Raw genomic sequence first — 21340 nt, 5'->3', positions numbered from 1 at the left:
GCCAAGCCTCAAGACACGATCAGCGAAACAAGCGCCTCTGACTTTGGCCTCGACGATTCATATATACCTGGCGACGACGAGCCATTTATGAACGAGCGGCAACTGAGATATTTTGAAAAACAACTTGTTGACTGGAAGAATAGCATCCTAGCCGAGGCGCAAGGGACGCTGAACCAGCTTCAGGATGGCCCTATGCGCGAGCCAGATCTGAACGACCGTGCTTCGAGCGAGACCGATTGGGGCATCGAACTTCGTACCCGCGACCGTCAACGTAAACTTGTTGCGAAGATTGACGCCGCCTTGCGCCGTATCACTGAGGGTGAATATGGTTACTGCCAAGTAACGGGTGAACCCATTTCGCTCGCCCGCCTGCGCGCTCGGCCCATCGCGACCATGACGTTGGAGGCGCAAGAACGCCACGAACGTCAGGAACGCGTATCACGCGACGACTGATCCTTCGACTAAGTAGACAAATGCTGTTTCCGGCTAAATGCGCCGGATTACATCAATCATCGAAGCAGTAAATGTCTACTGGCACGACAATCTTGTCGAGCACGCGGCCAACAGGATAGGATGATTTTCCGCCCTGCTCGATTGCTTTTTCAAGCACCTCACGCTTTTTGGCACCGCTTATCACCAAAATCGCGGTCCGCGCCGCGCCGATGGCGGCACCTGTTAACGTCACCCGATTGACGGGCGCTTCGGGCGGCAACGGATCAGGCGCAACGCCCACAGCGCGCACATCTTTGCCGCTATCCATCGCCGATTCCAAATCAGGGCCGGGGAAAATCGACGCCGTATGGCCATCTGCCCCCATGCCGAGCCAAACCAGATCTGGCGGCCAATGCAAATCAGCCAACCGTGCATTCGCCGCGCTGCCTGCCAGCTTATGGTCGGCGGCATCACTCGCGATTGGTAATACCCGCGCACCCTTTGGAATGAAAATTTTGGCAATCATCGCCACATTAGACAAGGCATTGTCCACGGGTACCAAGCGATCATCGGTCGGAATGATTGTAACATTTTTCCAACGAATATTGGCTTGGGCAAGCTTTTCCAAAATCGGTTTTGGCGTTGAACCGCCGGGGAATGCTACCAATGCCTGCCCCCGAGCATCGAGTGCACTTTCAATGATGAAGCTAACATCGCCCACCACTGCGTCGATCAGATCGTCTGCAGCATCAAAATCCCACCATTCGATTTCTTCGGCCATATGCCTTGCGTCTCCGTTAGTTCCGTAATGCCGATGCGGCACGCGCTGCCGATTCAATCGCGGCAACATCGGGAACGCCTTTACCAACAAGCCAGCTACCGCCAACACATAAAATTTCCGGTACGGCCAACCAATCTGACGCTGTTTCCTGCTTTATGCCTCCCGTTGGGCAAAATTTACACTGACCGAATGGTCCAATGAGTGACTTGAGCGCTGGAAGCCCGCCATTTGCCTCCGCTGGAAAGAATTTGAAATGCGTTAGGCCCAAATCAAGCCCGCGCATGATGTCGCCTGCACTGGCGATGCCTGGCAAAAACGGTATGCCTCTGGCTATGGCTGCCTTACCCAAATTGTCAGTAAGGCCCGGCGAGACAATGAACTCAGCGCCAGCGGCCATTGCACATTCAAGGCCCGGCACATCGACAACAGTTCCAGCACCTACAATCGCGCCTGGAACCTTCTTCATCTCGGCAATCGCGTCCAAGGCCTCGACAGTGCGCAAGGTGACTTCGAGTACGGGAAGCCCTCCGGCAACTAGCGCCTCCGCTATACCACGTGCATGCGACGCATCTTCGATAACCAGTACCGGAATGACGGGCGCGGTGCGCATGATTTTCTCGATTGCGGACATATCTTGTAAATCCTCAAATATATTGCTGGGCGTAAGCGGCCGCTGCGCCAAAAAGACCGGGCTGCGGATGTGTAATCAGCTTTACAGGGATAGTAGACATGAGCGCTTCAAAGCGGCCCTTCGCGCGGAAACGTTCGGCAAAGCCCGAACGAATCAGGCTGTCTTTAATACGCAGACCAAGCCCGCCCGCAATCACGACGCCCGCAAACCCACCCTGTGCCAGCGTGATATCACCCGCCACACTGCCAAGCGATAGACAGAAACGGTCAACCGCTGCTGCAGCAAGGCTGTCCTCACCTGATAGTCCCATTTGCCACAAAGTCTTGTCGTCATATTGCTGGACCGCCCGCCCTTCAATCGCTGCAAGCGTTTCGTAGAGATCGATAAGACCCGGTCCGGACACCACGCGTTCTACCGACACGCGTCGGTAGCGGTTGCGTAACCGCGCTAAAACGGCGTCCTCAATCGCGTCGAGCGGCGCAAAATCGATATGTCCACCCTCGGTCGCTTGCACATGATAGGCAGCGCCCTTGCGCCAAAGATGCGCCACACCAAGACCCGTTCCCGGCCCGATAATGCTCAACGTGCCATCCGTAGCAAAGTCCTGCTCCGGCCCTGTTAGATGATGAAAATGCGCTGCCCCGGCTTGTGCGACGGCATGACCAACTGCGCCAAAGTCATTAACGATGACAAAGCTGTCCACATTCAACTTCTCACAAACCATTGAGCGGCGGATAATCCAAGGATTGTTGGTCAGCTTGATAACATCAGCGTCTACAGGTCCGGCAATTGCGATTGCCGCAGCCCGCGGAAGGGCTTTGCCATTGAGGCGTTCAAATTCCTGCCATGCCGTTTGAAAACTGGCATGTTCAGCAGTCTTCAGCGTTGTCGCCTCGCCAAGTGCAAGCACGCGGCCATCCTGAACCTCGGCTATAGCGAACCGGGCGTGGGTTCCGCCGATATCGACAGCTACGACAGCTGTCATAGTCCAGCAACCGCCAACATGGCCGACCCGCCTTTCTCCGCCTCATCCGCACCTGCCTGCATCAATGCAAATAGCTCACGCCCTGTCCCTATATGCCGTGCTGGCGAAGGCGCTGGCGTGCGGACAGCCCAGATATCAGCATCGACCAGCACCGACAATGATCCCGTGTTGGCGCAGAGCCGAACAACATCGCCATCCTGAAGCTTGGCGATTGCTCCGCCGCGCGCAGCTTCAGGGCTTAAATGGATAGCGGCAGGCACTTTACCCGACGCACCGGACATGCGGCCATCGGTAACGAGCGCCACATTAAAACCCTTATCCTGCAAAACGCCCAAAGGAGGGGTCAGTTTGTGCAATTCGGGCATGCCATTGGCGACAGGTCCTTGAAAACGGATAACGACCACGACATCGCGATCCAATTCGCCTGCCTTAAATGCAGCCAATGCATCATTCTGGTCATGAAACACTCGTACGGGCGCTTCTATGGTCCAGCGTGCAGGATCAACTGCGCTGGTCTTAAAGGTTGCACGGCCCAAATTGCCCGTCACCAAACGCATCCCGCCATCGGGGCTAAACGGCGCAGACGGAGGCCGCAGCATAGTCTCGTCGGCAGTAACTGCTGGCGCATCTCGCCAGACAAGCTGGTCATTCTCCAACATTGGTTCACGCCCGTAATCAGACAAATCATTGCCTGCGACCGTCATAATGTCGCGGTGTAAAAGGCCCGCATCAATCAGTTCGCGAATAACATAACCCATGCCGCCCGCCGCGTGGAAATGGTTCACATCGCCCGAGCCATTTGGATAGACCCGCGCAATGAGCGGGACAGCTGAGGACAATTGGTCCAAATCTTCCCAATCGATAATGATCCCTGCCGCCCGCGCGATTGCCGGAATATGCAGCGCATGGTTGGTTGAACCACCCGTCGCGAGCAAGCCAACACAGGCATTAACAATCGCTTTTTCATCAACACAAATCCCCAAGGGCCGATAATCGTCACCATCCCATCCAATCTTGCTCAAACGATGAACGGCAGCCCGCGTCAATTCCGTCCGCAATTTCGTGCCGGGGTTGATAAAGGCCGCGCCTGGAATATGCAGCCCCATCACCTCCATCATCATCTGGTTTGAATTTGCGGTGCCGTAAAAGGTGCAAGTGCCTGCGCTATGATAAGACGCAGCCTCCGCCTCAAGCAATTCCGCGCGGCCTACTTTACCCTCGGCGTAAAGCTGCCGAACGCGTTGTTTTTCCTTGTTGGCTAACCCTGACGGCATGGGTCCTGCCGGCACAAGGATATTGGGCAAATGGCCAAAGCGCAAAGCGCCGATCAACAAGCCAGGAACAATCTTGTCGCAGATGCCAAGCATGGCGACACTTTCAAACATGCCGTGGCTAAGGCCTACCGCCGTTGCCATCGCGATCACATCGCGGCTGAACAACGACAGCTCCATCGAATCCTGCCCCTGCGTGACACCATCGCACATGGCAGGTGTCGAACCTGCAACTTGCGCTGTGGCGCCAACTTCACGCGCAAAAATTTTCATCTGCTCGGGGTAGCGACCATATGGCTGATGAGCAGACAGCATATCGTTATACGCGCTGACGATGCCAATATTCATCGCCTTGCCATCGCGAATGGCTGCCTTGTCCTTGCCACTGGCTGCGAAGCCATGCGCGAGGTTACCGCAACTTAAAACCGGGCGGTTAACACCAGCGTCGCGTTGCTTGGCGATCAGGTCGAGATACGCCGCACGCCCGACCCTGGAGCGTTCGATAACCCGTGCGGTGACGGCTTCAATGGTGACGTGCAATTTACTCATGCCAGCTCACTCCATCGCGTTCGGTCAGTGCAATCGCCGTATTAGGCCCCCAGCTTCCCGCACCATAGGCTTTTGGGCGAAGCGCTGTGGCGCCCCATAAGCGCCGTATGGCATCGATCCATGTCCACTGGGCCTCAACCTCATCCCGACGGACAAATAGCGTCTGGTCGCCTTCTATGAGGTCGAGAAGCAGTCTTTCATACGCAATCCTCCGACGCGATCCGGCGAATGCCGCCGTCAGCGACAAGTCCAGCGGCACTTCGCGCAAGGTGACACCGCCACGGTCCAATCCGGGTTCTTTTGCCATGACCAACAACCGCACATATTCCTCAGGCTGTAAGCGGATGATAAGCGTATTCGCCTCAAGTTTACCGCCACGATCGCGGAACACATTGTGCGGCACGGGTTTGAATTGAATCACAATCTCACTACGCCGTTCAGGCAGGCGTTTGCCCGTTCGCAGGAAAAACGGAACGCCTTGCCAGCGCCAATTATCGACATACGCCTTTATCGCAACAAAGGTTTCGGTATCGGACACTTTGCCAAGATCACTTTCATAACTTTTTACTGCATCGCCTTGGACTGCACCCTCTGTATATTTACCGGTTACAACGTCACCTTCGACCACAGGACGAAGCGCGCGAAGAACCTTAACCTTTTCGTCACGAATGGCGGTGGCATCAAGGCTAGCAGGCGGCTCCATTGCGGTTAGCGCGAGCAGTTGCAGCATATGGTTCTGCACCATGTCGCGCAGCGCGCCCGTATCGTCATAAAAACCTGCGCGACCTTCAAGTCCGACAGTCTCGCTGACTGTGATCTGCACATGCTCGATGGCATTGGCATTCCACAAGGGTTCAAACAGCATATTGGCAAAGCGTAACGCCATCAGGTTCTGAACAGTTTCCTTGCCCAGATAATGATCGATGCGGAAAGTCCGTTTTTCAGGGAATACGGCATTGACGGCGTCATTTATATGGCGCGACGAAGCAAGATCATTGCCCAAGGGTTTTTCCAAACCAATACGCACATTTTCGCCCGAAAGCCCCGCATTGTGAAGCCCTTTGATTGTCGCTTCGAACAAAGACGGCGCTGTGGACAGGAAGATGGACAAGCCACCTGTTATATCACCAATGGTCGCCGCTAGTTCTGCAAAACCATGGGGGTTGGAGGCGTCTAACGGAACATAATGCAAGCGTTGAAGGAAGGCGTCGATCAGCCCTTCGGCCTTGCGGTCATCGGGTAGAAATTCGCACAAGGCCGCACGGGCCATGTCGCGAAAGGCGTCGTCAGTCAGAGCGCTTCGCGCAGTGCCAAAAATCCGCAAAGCCGGGTGAATCAAACCATCGGCATGCAATGCGTATAACGACGGCAGAAGCATCCGGCGCGAAAGGTCACCCGTCGCCCCGAACAGCAGCAAGGTTGAACTATGGTCCCGCATTCCGTCAATCTCCTGGCAAGGCAGCATGTAATGGCATTGCAAAATTGTCCTTCCCTTTATCCGGAAGCGCCGGGGCGTCTAGGGCTTATTCGTATGCAGTGCTTAGCTTAACGCCCAAGCGCGCTGCTCAGATATGCCCATGGAAATGAGCATAAGTTCCTCCTGCTGCCGCGCCTGAAAGTCTGCTTTGCCCGACAGACCGCGCCAGCCCGAGGCGATCAGCGCCTGCACCGTTGGTGCGCCTAAGGTTGTTCCGGGGCCAAGAACAATGACTGTGTCCGGCGCGAACTCTGCCGCGGCAACTTGAACCGCGCGGGTAAAATCATAGCTTTCGGTCAGTTGCGCACCGAGCGTGTAGTCATAAATGGCCTCCCGGCTGAACGCACGAGGGGACCAAATTCGACCCTGCCCATCAATCGCTGGAATTTCGCCGGCGCCGAAATCACTAAGAGGATTTCCTGCACGCGCAATCGGCACGACATGGTTCAGCAATGGGCTATGGAATGCAGCATGGTGCATCAACCTTAAAGGGAAACGGTCGTCTTTAGGTAGTCGCTCCATCAACCACTTGAGCCCAGCCTCGTCTGCGGCAAACACAATCATCCCGCCGAGCCGGATAGAAACATGTATACTAACTTCAGAAATAATAGAAGATTCAATTATCAAATTATTAATAAATAATAATTTATCTTTCTGAACATTCCAATTTTCATCACAGATGGACCAGACAATCTGTCCGCCTGCGCCATGCTGATGCATGACCCCACCCATATTGTTAACAAGCCGCGCTCCGCCAGCAAGGTCAACTATACCCGCACAAGCCAAGGCCAGATACCAACCCATAGAATTGCCGGTTACGGCGACAATGTCATATTGTTCGCGGTCAATCGCGGCGAAGTCCGACATAGCGCATGCATAGATCAACGCCGAGGCATTATCGCCAGTCATATGCACCGATGGCGCGTATTTGTCTGCAGCATCAAGCTGCGAGACAGTCGTTTGCCCCTTTGCGGTCCGAACTGCGTCTACCGCCGCAATAATATCTTGACGCGCGGCATGATGGGTTTTGAGATAGCCAAGCTCTGTTGCGTTATATGTACCGCGCCCGGGGCAAATCACTAAAGCCCGTTTTTTCATGCTAATGCTGCCCGCGCCGCTTCTATTATCGATGCTTTGCTCGGCAAAACCAGTTCAGCAGCTGGCCCCAGCGGGATGAAGCAATCCTCGGCAGTTATCCGGCTGACGGCATCGCCACGTCCGCCTTCAGTTAAGATGGTCATCAACTTCTCGCTAAGGCTTCCAGATTTACGGCATTCGTCGACAATCAAAATTTTCTTACAATCCGCCACGGCCGCGACAATTGCCTCGGCATTTAACGGATGCAGCCATCGTAGATCGATAATTCGCAGATCAATCCCGCTCGCTTCCAATTCACCTGCCGCTTGGTGTGAAAGAAAATAACCATTTCCATAGGTTATGATCGCAAGTTCAGTACCCTTGCCAAATTGACCGAGCGTACCCAGCGCAATAACCTGGTCCTGATCTGGCGCAACATAAGGTGCAGTCCATCCGCCATCGTCCTGCTGCTGCAGGTCGGTCGTATGATAAAGGGCGATAGGCTCAATAAAGACCACGACCCGTCCATCCTCATGCGCCAGTCGAACGCATTCACGTAGCATCGCTGGCGCATCTGCGGCGCTGGAAGGACAAGCAACGATGATGCCGGGAATATCGGTAAGGACAGCAAGGCTATTGTCATTATGGAAATGCCCGCCAAACCCCTTTTGATATGGCAGGCCAGCAATACGGATAACCATTGGGTTGCGATATTGCTGGTTTGAAAAGAAAGATAAGGTCGCTGCTTCGCCACGGATCTGATCTTCGGCATTGTGCAGATAAGCCAAAAACTGGATTTCGGGCATTGGCACAAAGCCATTATGAGCCATGCCAATGGCAAGGCCCAGGATCGTTTGCTCGTCAAGCAATGTGTCAAACACGCGTGCGGCGCCAAATTTCTCCTGCAAGCCCTGTGTCACCCCATAGACGCCACCCTTACGCGCGACATCTTCGCCAAACACAGCAACGTTAGGATATTGCAGCATGATATCTGCCAATGCAAAATTGATACTCTTGGCCAAGGTTGCTGGCTTGGCAAGATTGCGTACGTCTTTGGTGAAAAGGGCATCACGCGCCGCCGCATCAGGCAAGGACTTTGGGGGATTTGCGGATTTGGCCGGTTCAATCGACGTCATAACCTCTGCCGCCGTCAATAATCGCGGCTTGGCTAACGCATCCTGCGCCACGCTTTCCACCCGCGCGCGCATGTCTTCATAGCGGGCCACTATCTCTGCGCCCGACATGCCGACTTGTTCATGCAAGATACGCGCGCTGTGTAGCAACGGATCCTGCGCCTCGGCAGCCTCAATCTGAGCAATAGGCGCGTAGCTTAATTCGACGTCGGCGCCTGCATGACCCATCAATCGGATCGTTTGCATGTGCAGAAAAACCGGCTTACGCCGCGTGCGGGCATAGGTCACCGCTGCTGCGCATCCGCGCAAGGCATCATTCAGGTCCGCGCCATCGCAGCTTATATAATGCAGCGCCGGCCTATGCGCGAAATTGGCGGCGATCCACCCGCCCGGCGTGCGCACCGAAATCCCGATGCCGTTATCCTCACACAGAAAGACAATAGGCATCGGCAAATGCTGATAGGCGGCCCAGCATGCGGCGTTGAATGCACCTTGCGACGTTGAATGGTTCGCAGATGCATCGCCAAAGGAACATAAGATTATCGAGTCATGCGGCAGTACAGCATCGGCAAGCTGCAGGCGTTGCGCCATGCCGAGCGAATGCGCCGCACCAACGGCCTTGGGCAAATGTGAAGCGATAGTACTGGTTTGCGGCGGCACAAAAGTGTGCGCGCATCCCAATACTTTGTGCCGTCCGCCCGAGATTGGGTCATCAGCTGACGCAGCGAAGGACAAGGCCATGTCGTGCAAAGGCGTCAGGCCGCCAGCTTGCTTCTTACGCTGGATTAGGAACGCAGCATCTCGGTAATGCAGGAATGCCATATCGGTCGAACGCGTTGCCGCGGCCATTGCTGCTGTGCCCTCATGCCCCGAACTGCCAATGGAATAGAAAGTCTTGCCCTTGGAGCGCCGCGCCCAAAGGTCGAGATGGCGGCTCATAATCTGACTATCAAACAGATCGACAAGTATATCCGGCGCAACCGTTTCGGTAATGTGGCTGCAACGTGGAGCGGGAAAGTCATGGACAGCGACGCGGCGGGAAAATGCCTCGTCCAAGATTGTGGGGCGGTCAAACATAGTTTGAGATGATTAGCGTCACGAGGCGCAAAAGCCACAGTAAAATGCTATTTTCAATCGTGCGATTAATTCGCTGGATTTGTCAGATTTCGGCGATAGGGTGTGGGATTGTTACAGTTTCTTCTCGGAATTTTCCCACCGAGAAGTGTTTAGAACGCCGTCAAACATAATATGAGCAGTAAATGCCAATGGGTTGACGGTTAAATGGAGGAGAGAGAAATGCGTCGTTTTAATCGTGTTATGACCGCTGCTTTGTGCAGCACCATCTGCAGCGCCATGTTGGTGCCAGCAGCTTATGCCCAAACAGCTCCAGCCGAAGATGATAATGGTGAGGAACCCATTATCGTGACCGCGACTTTGCGTGCTATGGATGTGCAAGACATTCCGCTGGCCGTGACCGCCGTCGCGCCAGAGGCTTTGGAGCGTCAGGGCGTTAACGACATTAAGAATCTGGCGGCGATTTCCCCCAGCTTCAACATCCAGTCATCGCAAACTGAAACGCAAGGCACCTCGATCAAAATTCGTGGCGTCGGCACGACGGGTAACAATACCGGCCTTGAAAGTTCGGTTGGCGTATTCATCGACGGTGTATACCAGTCGCGCCCTGGCGTTGCACTTGGCGACCTCGTTGATCTTGAACGGCTTGAAATCTTGCGTGGCCCTCAAGGCACGCTGTTCGGCCGCAACACTTCGGCTGGTGCGTTAAACGTCACCACAAAACGCCCTAGCCTTTCGACAACCGAAGGTTTCGTAAATACAAGCTACGGCAATTACAATTTCATGAACTTGCAGGCGGGCGTCAGCGTTCCTGTTGTACAAGATGTCGCAGGCCTTCGTGTGTCCGGCACATGGCGCAAGCGCGACGGATATCTGAAATCCCCCACGGGCGCTGAAAGTAATGATCGTGACCGCTATATGCTGCGCGGCCAATTGTATATCGAACCCAATGCTGATGTGAGCATCCGCCTGTTGGCCGATTATGCCAAGACGGACGAACAATGCTGCAACTCCGTTATTGTTCGCGAAACCGAACTGGCGCCTTTCTTTGCCGCCAACGGCTTGGCGAGCGATGGCGTCGACCAGTCCGGAATGAGCGCGCTCAAGAATTTGTCGGTCAACGGTGGCCCATATCTGAACGGCTCCAAGCAATGGGGCACGTCCGCAGAAGTGAAATGGGACTTGGGTGGCGCAAAGCTGACCTCGGTTACCGCATATCGTAAGTTCAATTCGAGTTCGACAACGGTCGGTGGTTTCACCGCCAACAACACCTATACGGTGGGTAATGGCGCACCGACATCACGCGTCGGCATTTTGCCATCGGGTGACCAAATTAAAACCTTTACGCAGGAATTGCGCTTACAGGGTGCGGCGTTTAACGATCGCCTCGACTGGCTGGTTGGTGGATTTTACTCCAGTGAGAAAATCCGTGCCGACCAGTCGATGACCTTGAATGCCGATTTCCAGAGGGCTAGCAGCGCGGGTAGCTTTGGTTTCTCCTCGGCGTTGGGTGCAAATCCGGCGTTTATGCTGACCGCCTTCGGCAATGCCGGTGTTCCAGTTAATGCCAATGGCAACTATGCCGAAAACCGGTTCCTGCAGGATGCTGAAAGCTGGTCTGTGTTCACGCACAATGTTATCAGCGTTACGGACAAGCTCAGTCTAACACTCGGTGCGCGTTATGTGAGTGAAACCAAGGACGGCGCCTTCAACCAGCTCGCCGGAACGACCGGTGCAGGCGCCAGTGCGTGTCAAGCTACTGTGAATGCATTATTGCTAGGGGCAATGCCCTCGGCTGTGCCTGCAGCTGTTCAACAAGGTACCTTACTCATAAACTGCTTCCCATTTGCAGCGTCGACAAATCTGACAGCGCCTGCACAATTGGGCGGCGGCTTGGCCAGCCGATTGCTGCCTTTGCCACGGGCATGGTCGGATACGTTCAAGGATGACGAGATTACCTATACCGCACAGGTCGGGTACAAAGCGAATGAAGATCTATTGCTCTACGCTGGTTACAGCCATGGGTTCAAATCGGGTGGCTTCAACCTCGATCCGACGGCGGCAATCTTGCAGAATTCTTCCGCCATTATTGCTGGCGCAAGAGCGGGTACCGTCGTTGCACCTGTATATGCTGAGCCCGACTTTAAGTCAGAAAAGGTCAATCAGATCGAAATCGGCGCAAAGGCAACCTTGTTCGGATCGATCAAAGCCAACCTAGCATTGTTCGATATGAAAATGAGCGACTTCCAGGTGCTGGAATTTACTGGTGTCCAGTTCCTGACCTTCAACGTCAATTCGGCCCGCTCAACGGGTGCTGAGCTTGAACTATTTGGCCGACTAAGCGATAACATCTCGGCCAATGTTTCTGCAACTTATGCCAATTCACGCTATCCCAAAGACTGTAACGTGGGTGTAGCTGCGGCAGCTCTGGCATCGGTAAACCGTCTGTGTGGATCTTCTTTGACCAATGCGCCTAAGTTTGCCGGTGTTTTTGGCCTTACCTATGAAGGACAGGTCAGTGACTCTGGCTGGGGTCTGCTGGTAAATGGTAATATCAACTATTCGGATCGCCGTCGTACCAGCACCATTCCTTTGGATAGCAACAACCTGCCAGTCCCTCTGGATTATCAGGATGCCTATTTCAAAATGAATGCACGCATCGGCCTCACCACGCCGAACGAGCAGTTTACCTTTGAATTATGGGGCACCAATTTGAGCAATGAAATTACGCGCGGCATTACCGCTAGCACCACGCTTCGCGGCCTAGCAGGCACCCGCTCGCGTATGGGCTTCGTGGAAGAACCCCGCATGTACGGCATGACCGTCCGCGCTAAGTTCTAAACGAACGTTGCAAACAAAAAGGGCGGCCTCCGCGTGGAGGTCGCCCTTTTTTGTGTCTGCCGTTCTGGTTTTAAGTGGCGGTTTTATACAAAGTCTCGCCCTTGTCTGCCATCTCACGGAAGCTTTTGGGCGGTGCAAACCGATGGCCAAATTGCTGCGCCAAATTGTCAGCGATGCGGACGAAGTTTTTCAGCCCAACCGTGTCGATATAGCTCATCGGGCCGCCAGTATAAGGCGCAAAGCCCCAACCGAAAATCGCGCCCAAATCTGCGCTCTGTGGGTCTTTGACAACCTCTTCTTCAAAGCATTGTGCTGTCGCGATCAGCTGGATGTACAACAAACGTTGCTTCACCTCTTCGACCGAAGGCTGTTCGGGGGCGAGCGGATAATGCTCCGCCATGCCCTGCCAGAGGCTCAGGCGTTCACCCTTGGCATCATAATCGTAGAAGCCAGAGCCAAAACGGCGCCCCTTGCGGCCAAGCGTGACCACCATCAACTCCATAAAGTCTTCGGTGCCGCTTGGCTGGTAGGCGTCGCCCAATTCCTTCTTGGTCGACTGCATCACGTCATAGCCCAGTTGTAGCGTCGTTTCATCAAGCAACGCCAGAGGACCGATGGGCATACCCAGTGCCTTGGCCGCGTTTTCAATCAAAGCTGGCTTCACGCCCTCGGTCACAAGCTTCATCGCCTCACCCATATATGGCGGGAACACGCGGTTGGTGAAAAATCCACGTACATCCTTAACGACAATCGGCGTTTTCTTGATCTTGGCGTTATAATCAAACGCCGCGGCCAAAGCGCGATCGCCCGTCAACGCGCCGGGGATAATCTCCAGCAACGGCATCTTTTCAACCGGTGAAAAGAAGTGCAGCCCAACGAACAATTCCGGACGCGACGAATTTTTGGCGAGGCCCGTGATGGGCAGAGTTGATGTGTTGGACGCAAAGACGACATCTGGGCGAATAACCGCTTCGGCTTTCTTGATTACGTCAGCCTTCACATCAGGGCGTTCAAAAACCGCTTCGATGATAAGGTCGACGTCTTTCAGATCGTCATAATTGTCCGTCGGCGTGATACGCGCCATGAAGGCGTCACCAGCTTCTTTGCTCATCTTGCCACGGCTTACGGCCTTGTCGATGATCTTGCGGCTGTAATCGACGGCCTTATTGGCGTCTTCTAAACTACGGTCGAGAACGACGACATCCATGCCGCCCTTGACGGTGACGTGGGTAATCCCTGACCCCATAAGGCCGCCGCCCAATACGCCAACTTTCTTGATCTCCACCGGTGGTACGCCAATAGGACGTCCTGCGCCCTTTTCGGCGGCCTGCTTGTTGATGAACAAGGTACGGATCATGTTTTTGGCTTGGCTGCCCGAAAGCAGTTTGGTGAAATACTTCGATTCCACACGCAGCGCGGTGTCGAATGGCAGGATCGAACCTTCATATAGGCACGACAATATCGCCTTTATGGCATCAAAATTGCCCTTGCTTTCCTTGTGCGCCATTGCGTTGAGGCCGACGAATAACTGCACGGCGCGCGGGTCCATTGCCCCTGCCCCGCCTGGGAATTTGAAATCTTTCCTATCCCAAGGTGCGGTAACCTTAGAATTGGCTTTCACCCATGCCTTCGCATTCGCAATCAAGTCAGCCGCTGGCACGACTTCGTGGACCAGGCCTTGCGCCTTTGCCGAGGCTGGATCGAGCGCCTTACCTTGAATGATCATCATCGCTGCATTCTGCAGGCCGATGAGGCGTGGCGTCCGTTGCGTGCCGCCGCCACCGGGCAGCAAGCCCACCATGACTTCAGGCATGCCAAGCTGGATTTTCGGATGATCAACAACGACGCGGTAATGGCACGCCAAAGCAAGCTCGAGTCCGCCGCCCAAAGCAAGTCCATTGAGCGCGCAAGCCACTGGCTTTGCCGAGGCTTTACCCGAACTCAGGTCCTTTGCGGACTGCCCGCCAGTTTCCATTTTGCGCAACAATGCGTTCAACGCAAACGCCTGGTCAAAAGCTTCTTTGGTGCTGCTCGCCTTCGCCCCGCCTAACATGGTAAGGTCCGCGCCTGCCAAGAAGCCGGATTTTTTGCCCGAGGTGATGACCGCGCCCTTTACGGCGTCGTTGGTCGTGAAATCATCAACCCATTTGGTGAAATCTTCAATCAAACCGCCGTTCCATACATTCATGGAAGCGTCAGGGAGATTGATAGTCAAAAGTGCAATGCCATCGGCGTCGATATCGACGGAGAAAGTTTTGTATGTCATGTTTTCTGTCCCGATCAATTCACGCGTTCGATGATGGTTGCGGTGCCCATGCCCGCGCCGATGCACAAGGTGGTCAGCGCAGTCGATTTGCCCGACCGCTCCAGCTCATCCAATACAGTCCCAAGGATCATCGCACCTGTTGCACCTAGAGGATGCCCCATGGCGATAGCGCCGCCGTTCACATTGATGTCGGAATGGTCGACATTCATCGCTTCCATGAAACGCAGGACGACCGAAGCGAAAGCTTCATTCAATTCCCACACATCAATATCGCTTTTGTCCATGCCTGCCCGTGCCAGCGCCTTCTGCGCCGCAAATTCAGGGCCAGTGAGCATGATGGCAGGTTCCGAACCGATGGACGCCATCGAAACAATCCGCGCCCGCGCCTTCAGGCCATATTTCTCACCAGCTTCCTTAGTGCCGATCAACACGGCAGCCGAACCATCGACGATACCCGAGCTGTTGCCCGCATGGTGGACATGGTTGATCTTTTCTACGTCGGGATAGCGCATGATGGCAATGTCATCAAAGCCGGGCATCATCGTGCCCATCATTTGGAATGCAGGGGCCAATGCGCCCAAGGACTGCATATCGGTTTGTGGACGCATCAATTCGTCATGGTCGAGAACGACTTCGCCAATAACATCCTTGATGGGCAGTATCGAGCGCGCAAAGCGCTTCTCGGCCCATGCGCGGCCAGCGCGCTTTTGGCTTTCAACCGCATAGGCATCAACATCGTCGCGGCTATAGCCATATCGGGTGGCGATGAGGTCAGCCGAAATACCTTGCGGAATGAAGTAATTGGCGATTGCCGAGCGGGGGTCGATTGGCCATGCGCCGCCATCTGAACCCATGGGCACGCGGCTCATCGATTCAATACCGCCGCCAACCGCAAGGTCGCATTCACCGGATTTCACCTTGGCCGCGGCAATGTTGGATGCCTCAAGGCCAGAACCACAAAAACGGTTCACCTGAATGCCCGACGTTGTGTGCGGATAGCCAGCAGCGAGGACCGCAGTGCGCGTAATGACTGCGCCTTGTTCTCCCACGGGCGAAACGCATCCAAAGGCCACATCCTCAATTTCTTCGCCTGACAGGCCATTGCGGTCGCGGATTGCGGTCAACACTTGTGATGCCAGATCTACAGGCGTAATTTCATGCAACGCACCATCAGAGCGGCCCTTGCCGCGCGGGCTGCGCACCGCATCATAAATATAGGCTTCGGTCATATTCAGTCCTTGTTTGCGACCACGGCGCCCGCCGCGATCAGTTGGGATATCTCTTCGTGACCAAGGCCAGCCTCGGTCAATATGGCGGCATAATCGCCGCCTTTTGTTGCAATATCGAAATGGGAAGCCAATGGCTGTGTTGCAAGTCGTGGCGCAAGCTGCGGATGCAACCAACGTCCATCCTGTACAAAGGCTTGCCGCGCTGCATTTGCAGGATGGGTAGCAGCTTCGACATAATCCAGCACGGGCGTAACACACGCATCGGTTCCGGCAAAAATTGCTTCCCATTCATCGCGCGTTTTGGTCGCGAACACATCTTCAAGCATTTCATGCTGATTAGCCCAAGCGGCGCGGTCATGCTGACCACCATAGATATCATTGTCGATGGGCAAACGCTCCATCATCGCGGCGAAAAACTGTGGTTCAATACAGCCAACGGCCATAAACTTACCGTCAGATGTCATATAACAACGGTAGAATGGCGTCGCCCCGTCAAGCAAATTTGCCTCACGCTGCGTGCGCCACTGGCCAAGTCCAGCCATGCCATGGACAAAACTCATCAGACTGTTGGTGCCATCGACAATCGCCGCATCCACTATATTGCCTTTACCCGTCCGTGCGCGTTCGACCAAAGCGGCTAGGATACCGTTAACGAGGAACATCGACCCGCCGCCAAAATCGCCTATCATGTTAAGCGGCGGAACCGGCGGCTGCCCGTCTTTGCCAATCGCGTTCAAAACGCCCGTCATGCCGATATAATTTATGTCATGCCCGGCCATTTGGCTCCACGGACCCGTTTGCCCCCAGCCAGTCATCCGGCCATAAATCAGACCAGGGTTGACCTCGTGACAGGCATCGGGACCAACACCCATCCGTTCCGTCACACCAGGCCGCAGTCCTTCAATTAAGACATCAGCCGACGCAACCAGCTTCAACAATGCCGCCACCGCTTCAGGCTTCTTCAAATCAAGGATGATTGATTTTTTTCCACGCCCATCAATGGCCTTGGGCACGATTGAACCACCCGGTCTGTCAATGACAATGACGTCGGCTCCCATGTCCGCGAGCAACTGTCCGGCATAAGGTCCAGGCCCGATACCGGCGAGCTCAACAATCTTTATGCCGCTTAACGGACCGGATTTGGGGGAAGAATCGGTCATGAAGTGCTTTCCATTTCGATAGGATTTTAATCGTCTGATTAAGACACGTCTTTTAAGGTGCCCACGCACTTGACGCAAGCGTCAACTAGCTATTTTAGCAACGCGCAATTATCGATTTGTGAGCAAGAATTATCCTGTTTTCAGGATCTCAAATCTTAAAATCAAAAGTAAGGTGCTGAAACAATTTCCATCTGCCCGACAAACAGACCGAAAATTAATCGACATCCTCAACCGCAACGGCTTCACCCGTTACCCGCTGGGCCAATGCGGCGGCGATGAAATTGTCTAGGTCACCATCGAGTACGTCGCTGGGCGTTGGAGAGGTGACGCCGGTGCGCAAGTCTTTAACCATTTGGTATGGCTGCAACACATAAGAGCGGATCTGGTGCCCCCAACCGATTTCGGTCTTGGCCGCATATTCTCCGCTCGCGACCTCTTCGCGTTTGCGCAGTTCGGCTTCGTATAGTCGTGCCTTCAACATGCCCATAGCGGTGGCGCGGTTTTTGTGCTGGCTGCGGTCGTTTTGGCTGGCAACGACAATACCCGACGGCTTGTGCGTAATGCGTACGGCCGAGTCCGTCGTGTTAACATGCTGCCCGCCGGCGCCGGACGCGCGGTATGTATCGATCTTCAAATCGCCTTCGTTGATTTCAATGTCGATATTGTCGTCGATGACTGGATAGACCCAGACGCTTGAAAAGCTCGTATGCCGCTTTGCCGCACTGTCATAAGGTGAAATACGGACCAAGCGGTGGACGCCGCTTTCGGTCTTGGCATAGCCATAGGCATTTTCGCCTTTTACCAGCAATGTGGCAGATTTAATCCCTGCCTGATCACCTGCCTGATAATCGACCATCTCAACTTTGTAGCCGCGTTGTTCAGCCCAGCGATAATACATGCGCTGAAGCATTTCTGCCCAATCCTGGCTCTCGGTGCCACCCGCGCCCGCATGAATTTCAATGAAGGTGTCGTTGCCATCTGCCTCGCCTGACAGCAATGCAGATACCTTGTCGCGATCAGCCCTGTCCGCCAATGCTTTCAACGCAGCGGCCCCTTCATCGCCCAACTCGGCATCGCCTTCCATTTCGGCAAGCTCGATTAACTCAACCGTCCCGGCCTTATCGGCGTCTATTTCACGCACAGTACCGATTGCGGCGTCCAACCGGCGGCGTTCGCGCATGACTTCTTCGGCCGCCTTTGGATTATCCCACAAAGTCGGGTCCTCAACCTTGGCGTTCAGTTCGTCCAAGCGACGCAGTGCGCGCTCCCAATCCAGCGACATCTTCACGAGGTTGAGGGCGGCATCAATGCGGGCAACATAGCCTTCTGCGTCGGCGCGCATAAGAAACTCCAAGGGAATGAAAAGGTCAGCCGCGGCCTTTAGCTGATTGGACGCTCAAGTCAAAGGCAGCGATAAACAGAATTATCAGCCGCATCACAAAATTTATCAGGTACTGCGCCTAATAAATTCCGCCCTCTTGCTGAATAAACTCCTGGTCGCGCTTTGTCCCGACACTTGCGCTCGGGGCATTGGCCGCGCGAGCAGCATCGTCTGATTGCGTATCGGCCGCTTTTTGAGGCTTATCGTCCCGCGCAGCTAGTTCTTCCTGACGGATGGAGCGCTTTGGTTCCGTCTCAGCCTTAAACGCCTCCCAGATCACGGCACTTAGCGGGTCATCACTCGGCCAAGCACCATAGACGCGCTTGCCACTTCTGCGATCCACACGGACAAGCCGTGTTCCAGCAGGCGCAATGAACGGTGTTTTCGGCATATCGGCCATCGCTGTGCGTGCAAATTGTTTAAAAATTGGCGCAGCAAGCGAGCTTCCCTGCACATAGCCACCCATGTTGCGCGGTTGATCAAAACCAAGATAGAGGCCCGCGACCAAATGCGGCGATCCGCCAATGAACCAGACATTTGTAGGGCCAGTAGTGGTTCCGGTTTTGCCGAACAATGGCCGGTCAAGTTCGCGTAATGTAACAGCGGTGCCACGCTGAATGACGCCTTCCAACATATGTACGACTTGATACGCTGTTATCGGATCCATGACTTGCTTGCCCGAAGGTGTGAAGCGCGGCATTGGCTTGCCATTCCAATCAGGCGCGCGGCAACCTGTGCAGGGCTTCCACTTGGCCGGCCAAATAACCTTGCCTTTGCGATTTTGCGCAAAATCAATGAATGTCGGCTTCAATTCACGGCCATGGTTGACCAGCATCGAATAAGCGTTGACCATCTTCAACACTGTCGTATCCCCCGCACCCAGCGCGTAGGAAAGATAATCAGGATAATCCCCAATTGACATGTCACGCAAGGTGTCGGTCACATTGTCCATGCCGGATTCCGCCGCCGCCCGCACCGTCATCAGGTTGCGTGATTGCTCGAGCCCCCAACGCATGGTCTGCGGCCCTGCCCCGCCACCTGTGAAGTTTCGAAAGCATTTTTGACCCAAGTTCGCGCCTTGCCAGACGCAATAGGGACCATCGACGATAATCGACGTGGGTGTCATTCCATTGTCGAGCGCAGTTGCATAGACAAACGGTTTAATGGTTGACCCGGGCTGCCTTTGTGCCTGTGTCGCCCGGTTGAAGCTGGATATACGATTGTCAAAGCCACCTTGCACCGCAAGCACGCGGCCGTTGAAAGGATCTTGGACGACCATGCCGCCGCCAACCTCTGGTACGCTGCGGACGACGAAGCTGTTGGTGCCATTGGGGGCAACGGCGATAACATCGCCTGCCTTCATCGCCGCAGGGCTACCGTCAAGGCGCCCGGTCGAACCATCTGCAAATCCGACGCGCCCCTTACCCAGCGCAACACCAGCACGCCAATTGGCATAATCAATGCCGATATTGGTCGATGCAAAACGGGACGGCCATTTATCATCGGTTACGTCAATTGTACCCAAATTGGCTTTCCAAGCCTTACCTGCATTGTAGCGCAGCAAGCCTTCACGCAACGCTTTGGTCGCCGCAATTTGATGTTCGGGATGCATTGACGATCGGACCCAAAGCCCGCCCGAATAAACGCTGTAGGGGCCCGCTTCGTCGGTTTCGCCAAATTTTTCTATAAGCTGGCGTCGCACTTCTTCTGCAAAATAACCACCGACATTTTTATAAGCAGTGCCGCGTTGCGTCACAAGGCCAAGCGGTTGGGCACGCGCGGTTGCAAGCTGCGCATCGGTAATCCATCCATTCGTCCGCATTTCGCCCAGTACCCAATTACGGCGGGACATGGCGAGCTGAGCATTTTTCGCGCGCCCATAACGTTCTGGGGCCTTTGGCAGGATAGCTAAAAAGGCCATTTCATGCAGCAAGAGCTTATCAACGCTTTTCCCAAAATAGGCCTGAGCCGCGGCCTCAACCCCGAAAGACTGCCGCCCAAGTGCGATTTCATTGAGGTAGAGCGACAATATCTGAGGCTTGGTCAGCGCGCTTTCGATACGCTTGGCTAAGATCGCCTCCTTGACCTTGCGGGTGTAACTATATTCGTTTGTCAAAAGCAGGTTTTTCGCAACCTGCTGCGTGATGGTTGATGCGCCACGCGACCGTTTGTCGCTAAAAATATTGTCGAAAATAGCTGATACGATACCGGGATAGTCAATCCCGCCATGGCTGAAAAACGTTTTGTCTTCGGCTGCGAGATACGCGTGCACCAGCGTTTTGGGGAAATCGGCATACTCCAATTGAACTCGACGTTCCCGGGCGTAACTATGAAAGGGCTGTCCGTTGATATCGCGTACCACCGTTGGCAGCGGCGATTCATATTCGATCAACGCCTCTGCATCGGGAAGATTACGAGCAAACAATGCCCAAAAAATCAGAAGCAGAACGAACAGCGCGCCCGCAGCGTAAGTGGCCAAACGAAAATGCTTGCTTTGCCACCACCCCCGCCAGCGAGTCACAAAATCTTCGGCGTCGCGTTTCAGCCGATAACGGATCGTTATCGGATCTTTGGCAGGTGGGGTCTGGATATCCATTGCGGGCCCTATCTAGCCGATTTGCTGGGCAGGTCCAGAATGTAAATCAGCAAATAAGCGCGAATTGGCCACATGCCCTCTCAAAGTGACGCAATCCGCGGTGCGAAAGAGACATGAGGGGCACTGGACAGCGCCCATGCGACCTTGCACTCCACTGTGTGCAATGACAGGAAGCGGCATCTCATTGCTTACAAAACCTAGCTCAGCCAATCCGCAATAAAAAAATGACGGTCCACATGTCGTAATTGCATGCTAAATCGCGGGATGCACTTGCCGACAACATGCGGGAGTGCTAGCGAATAACTACAGGGATTTCTGACGAATGCCCTGATAGTCCGCCGTTCGGTGTTTACGCTCGGCAATTTAACAGGTTGACGCTACATGAGGCATGATATTTCCACCAACGCCGCCCGGTCAGGGCATGGCGCATGGGTTGGAAATCAAGCGCGCGCGATAC

The 21340-nt window shown here is 54.6% G+C and carries 14 protein-coding genes; 2 read left to right on the top strand and 12 right to left on the bottom strand.

The window, feature by feature from the left end:
* Nucleotides 1-87 precede the first annotated feature (87 nt).
* Nucleotides 88-453 (top strand): RNA polymerase-binding protein DksA, encoded by a 366-nt coding sequence (gene dksA / locus ACILP4_RS06330; RefSeq protein ID WP_395619948.1) that lies wholly within the window; start codon nucleotides 88-90, stop codon nucleotides 451-453.
* Nucleotides 454-505: 52 nt separating this feature from the next.
* Here the strand turns inward: dksA and pgl are convergent, their stop codons facing one another.
* From pgl to ACILP4_RS06295, 7 genes are all read right to left on the bottom strand, one after another.
* Entirely contained in the window at nucleotides 506-1213 is a 708-nt protein-coding gene (pgl, locus tag ACILP4_RS06325; protein WP_395619896.1) for a 6-phosphogluconolactonase, read from the bottom strand.
* Between the two features lie 16 nt (nucleotides 1214-1229).
* Nucleotides 1230-1844 carry a bifunctional 4-hydroxy-2-oxoglutarate aldolase/2-dehydro-3-deoxy-phosphogluconate aldolase gene (gene eda / locus ACILP4_RS06320; RefSeq protein WP_395619895.1) on the bottom strand — a complete coding sequence of 205 codons (615 nt, stop codon included), beginning with the start codon at nucleotides 1842-1844 and terminating at the stop codon, nucleotides 1230-1232.
* A gap of 13 nt (nucleotides 1845-1857) precedes the next feature.
* Nucleotides 1858-2829, bottom strand: coding sequence for a glucokinase (gene glk / locus ACILP4_RS06315; RefSeq protein WP_395619894.1), 972 nt, complete (start codon nucleotides 2827-2829; stop codon nucleotides 1858-1860).
* Nucleotides 2826-4649, bottom strand: coding sequence for a phosphogluconate dehydratase (gene edd / locus ACILP4_RS06310; protein WP_395619893.1), 1824 nt, complete (start codon nucleotides 4647-4649; stop codon nucleotides 2826-2828). Before edd ends, glk begins: the two co-directional genes overlap by 4 nt.
* Nucleotides 4642-6087: a glucose-6-phosphate dehydrogenase gene (gene zwf / locus ACILP4_RS06305; protein WP_395619892.1), complete on the bottom strand. Its 1446-nt coding sequence runs from the start codon at nucleotides 6085-6087 to the stop codon at nucleotides 4642-4644. The genes edd and zwf overlap by 8 nt, the downstream gene beginning before the upstream one ends.
* Nucleotides 6088-6189: 102 nt before the next feature.
* Nucleotides 6190-7224 carry an ACP S-malonyltransferase gene (locus tag ACILP4_RS06300; protein WP_395619891.1) on the bottom strand — a complete coding sequence of 345 codons (1035 nt, stop codon included), beginning with the start codon at nucleotides 7222-7224 and terminating at the stop codon, nucleotides 6190-6192.
* On the bottom strand, nucleotides 7221-9413 hold the full coding sequence (locus tag ACILP4_RS06295; protein ID WP_395619890.1) for a thiamine pyrophosphate-dependent enzyme: 2193 nt from the start codon (nucleotides 9411-9413) through the stop codon (nucleotides 7221-7223). Before ACILP4_RS06295 ends, ACILP4_RS06300 begins: the two co-directional genes overlap by 4 nt.
* Before the next feature lie 219 nt (nucleotides 9414-9632).
* On the opposite strand from ACILP4_RS06295, the gene ACILP4_RS06290 reads away from it, so the two are divergent.
* A complete protein-coding gene (locus tag ACILP4_RS06290; protein ID WP_395619889.1) occupies nucleotides 9633-12251 on the top strand; it encodes a TonB-dependent receptor in 2619 nt (872 codons plus the stop codon).
* Between the two features lie 70 nt (nucleotides 12252-12321).
* On the opposite strand, the gene ACILP4_RS06285 is transcribed toward ACILP4_RS06290, so the two are convergent.
* From ACILP4_RS06285 to ACILP4_RS06265, 5 genes are all read right to left on the bottom strand, one after another.
* Complete coding sequence (locus ACILP4_RS06285) at nucleotides 12322-14517, bottom strand: 3-hydroxyacyl-CoA dehydrogenase NAD-binding domain-containing protein (protein ID WP_395619888.1); 2196 nt, start codon at nucleotides 14515-14517, stop codon at nucleotides 12322-12324.
* 14 nt (nucleotides 14518-14531) lie between these two features.
* Complete coding sequence (locus ACILP4_RS06280) at nucleotides 14532-15746, bottom strand: acetyl-CoA C-acetyltransferase (protein WP_395619887.1); 1215 nt, start codon at nucleotides 15744-15746, stop codon at nucleotides 14532-14534.
* 2 nt (nucleotides 15747-15748) lie between these two features.
* Nucleotides 15749-16906 carry a CaiB/BaiF CoA transferase family protein gene (locus tag ACILP4_RS06275; RefSeq protein WP_395619886.1) on the bottom strand — a complete coding sequence of 386 codons (1158 nt, stop codon included), beginning with the start codon at nucleotides 16904-16906 and terminating at the stop codon, nucleotides 15749-15751.
* A 214-nt stretch (nucleotides 16907-17120) separates the two neighbouring features.
* Nucleotides 17121-18248 (bottom strand): peptide chain release factor 2, encoded by a 1128-nt coding sequence (gene prfB / locus ACILP4_RS06270; protein ID WP_395619885.1) that lies wholly within the window; start codon nucleotides 18246-18248, stop codon nucleotides 17121-17123.
* A gap of 118 nt (nucleotides 18249-18366) precedes the next feature.
* The gene (locus tag ACILP4_RS06265; RefSeq protein WP_395619884.1) at nucleotides 18367-20883 is read right to left on the bottom strand and encodes a penicillin-binding protein 1A; all 2517 of its coding nucleotides are present in this window, start codon (nucleotides 20881-20883) and stop codon (nucleotides 18367-18369) included.
* Nucleotides 20884-21340: the final 457 nt, after the last annotated feature.

The sequence above is a fragment of the Sphingorhabdus sp. genome, from assembly GCF_044239045.1.
GTDB lineage: Bacteria > Pseudomonadota > Alphaproteobacteria > Sphingomonadales > Sphingomonadaceae > Sphingorhabdus_B.
The sequence above is the reverse complement of the archived record's forward strand: the minus strand, read 5'-3'. Positions and strand labels throughout refer to the sequence as shown.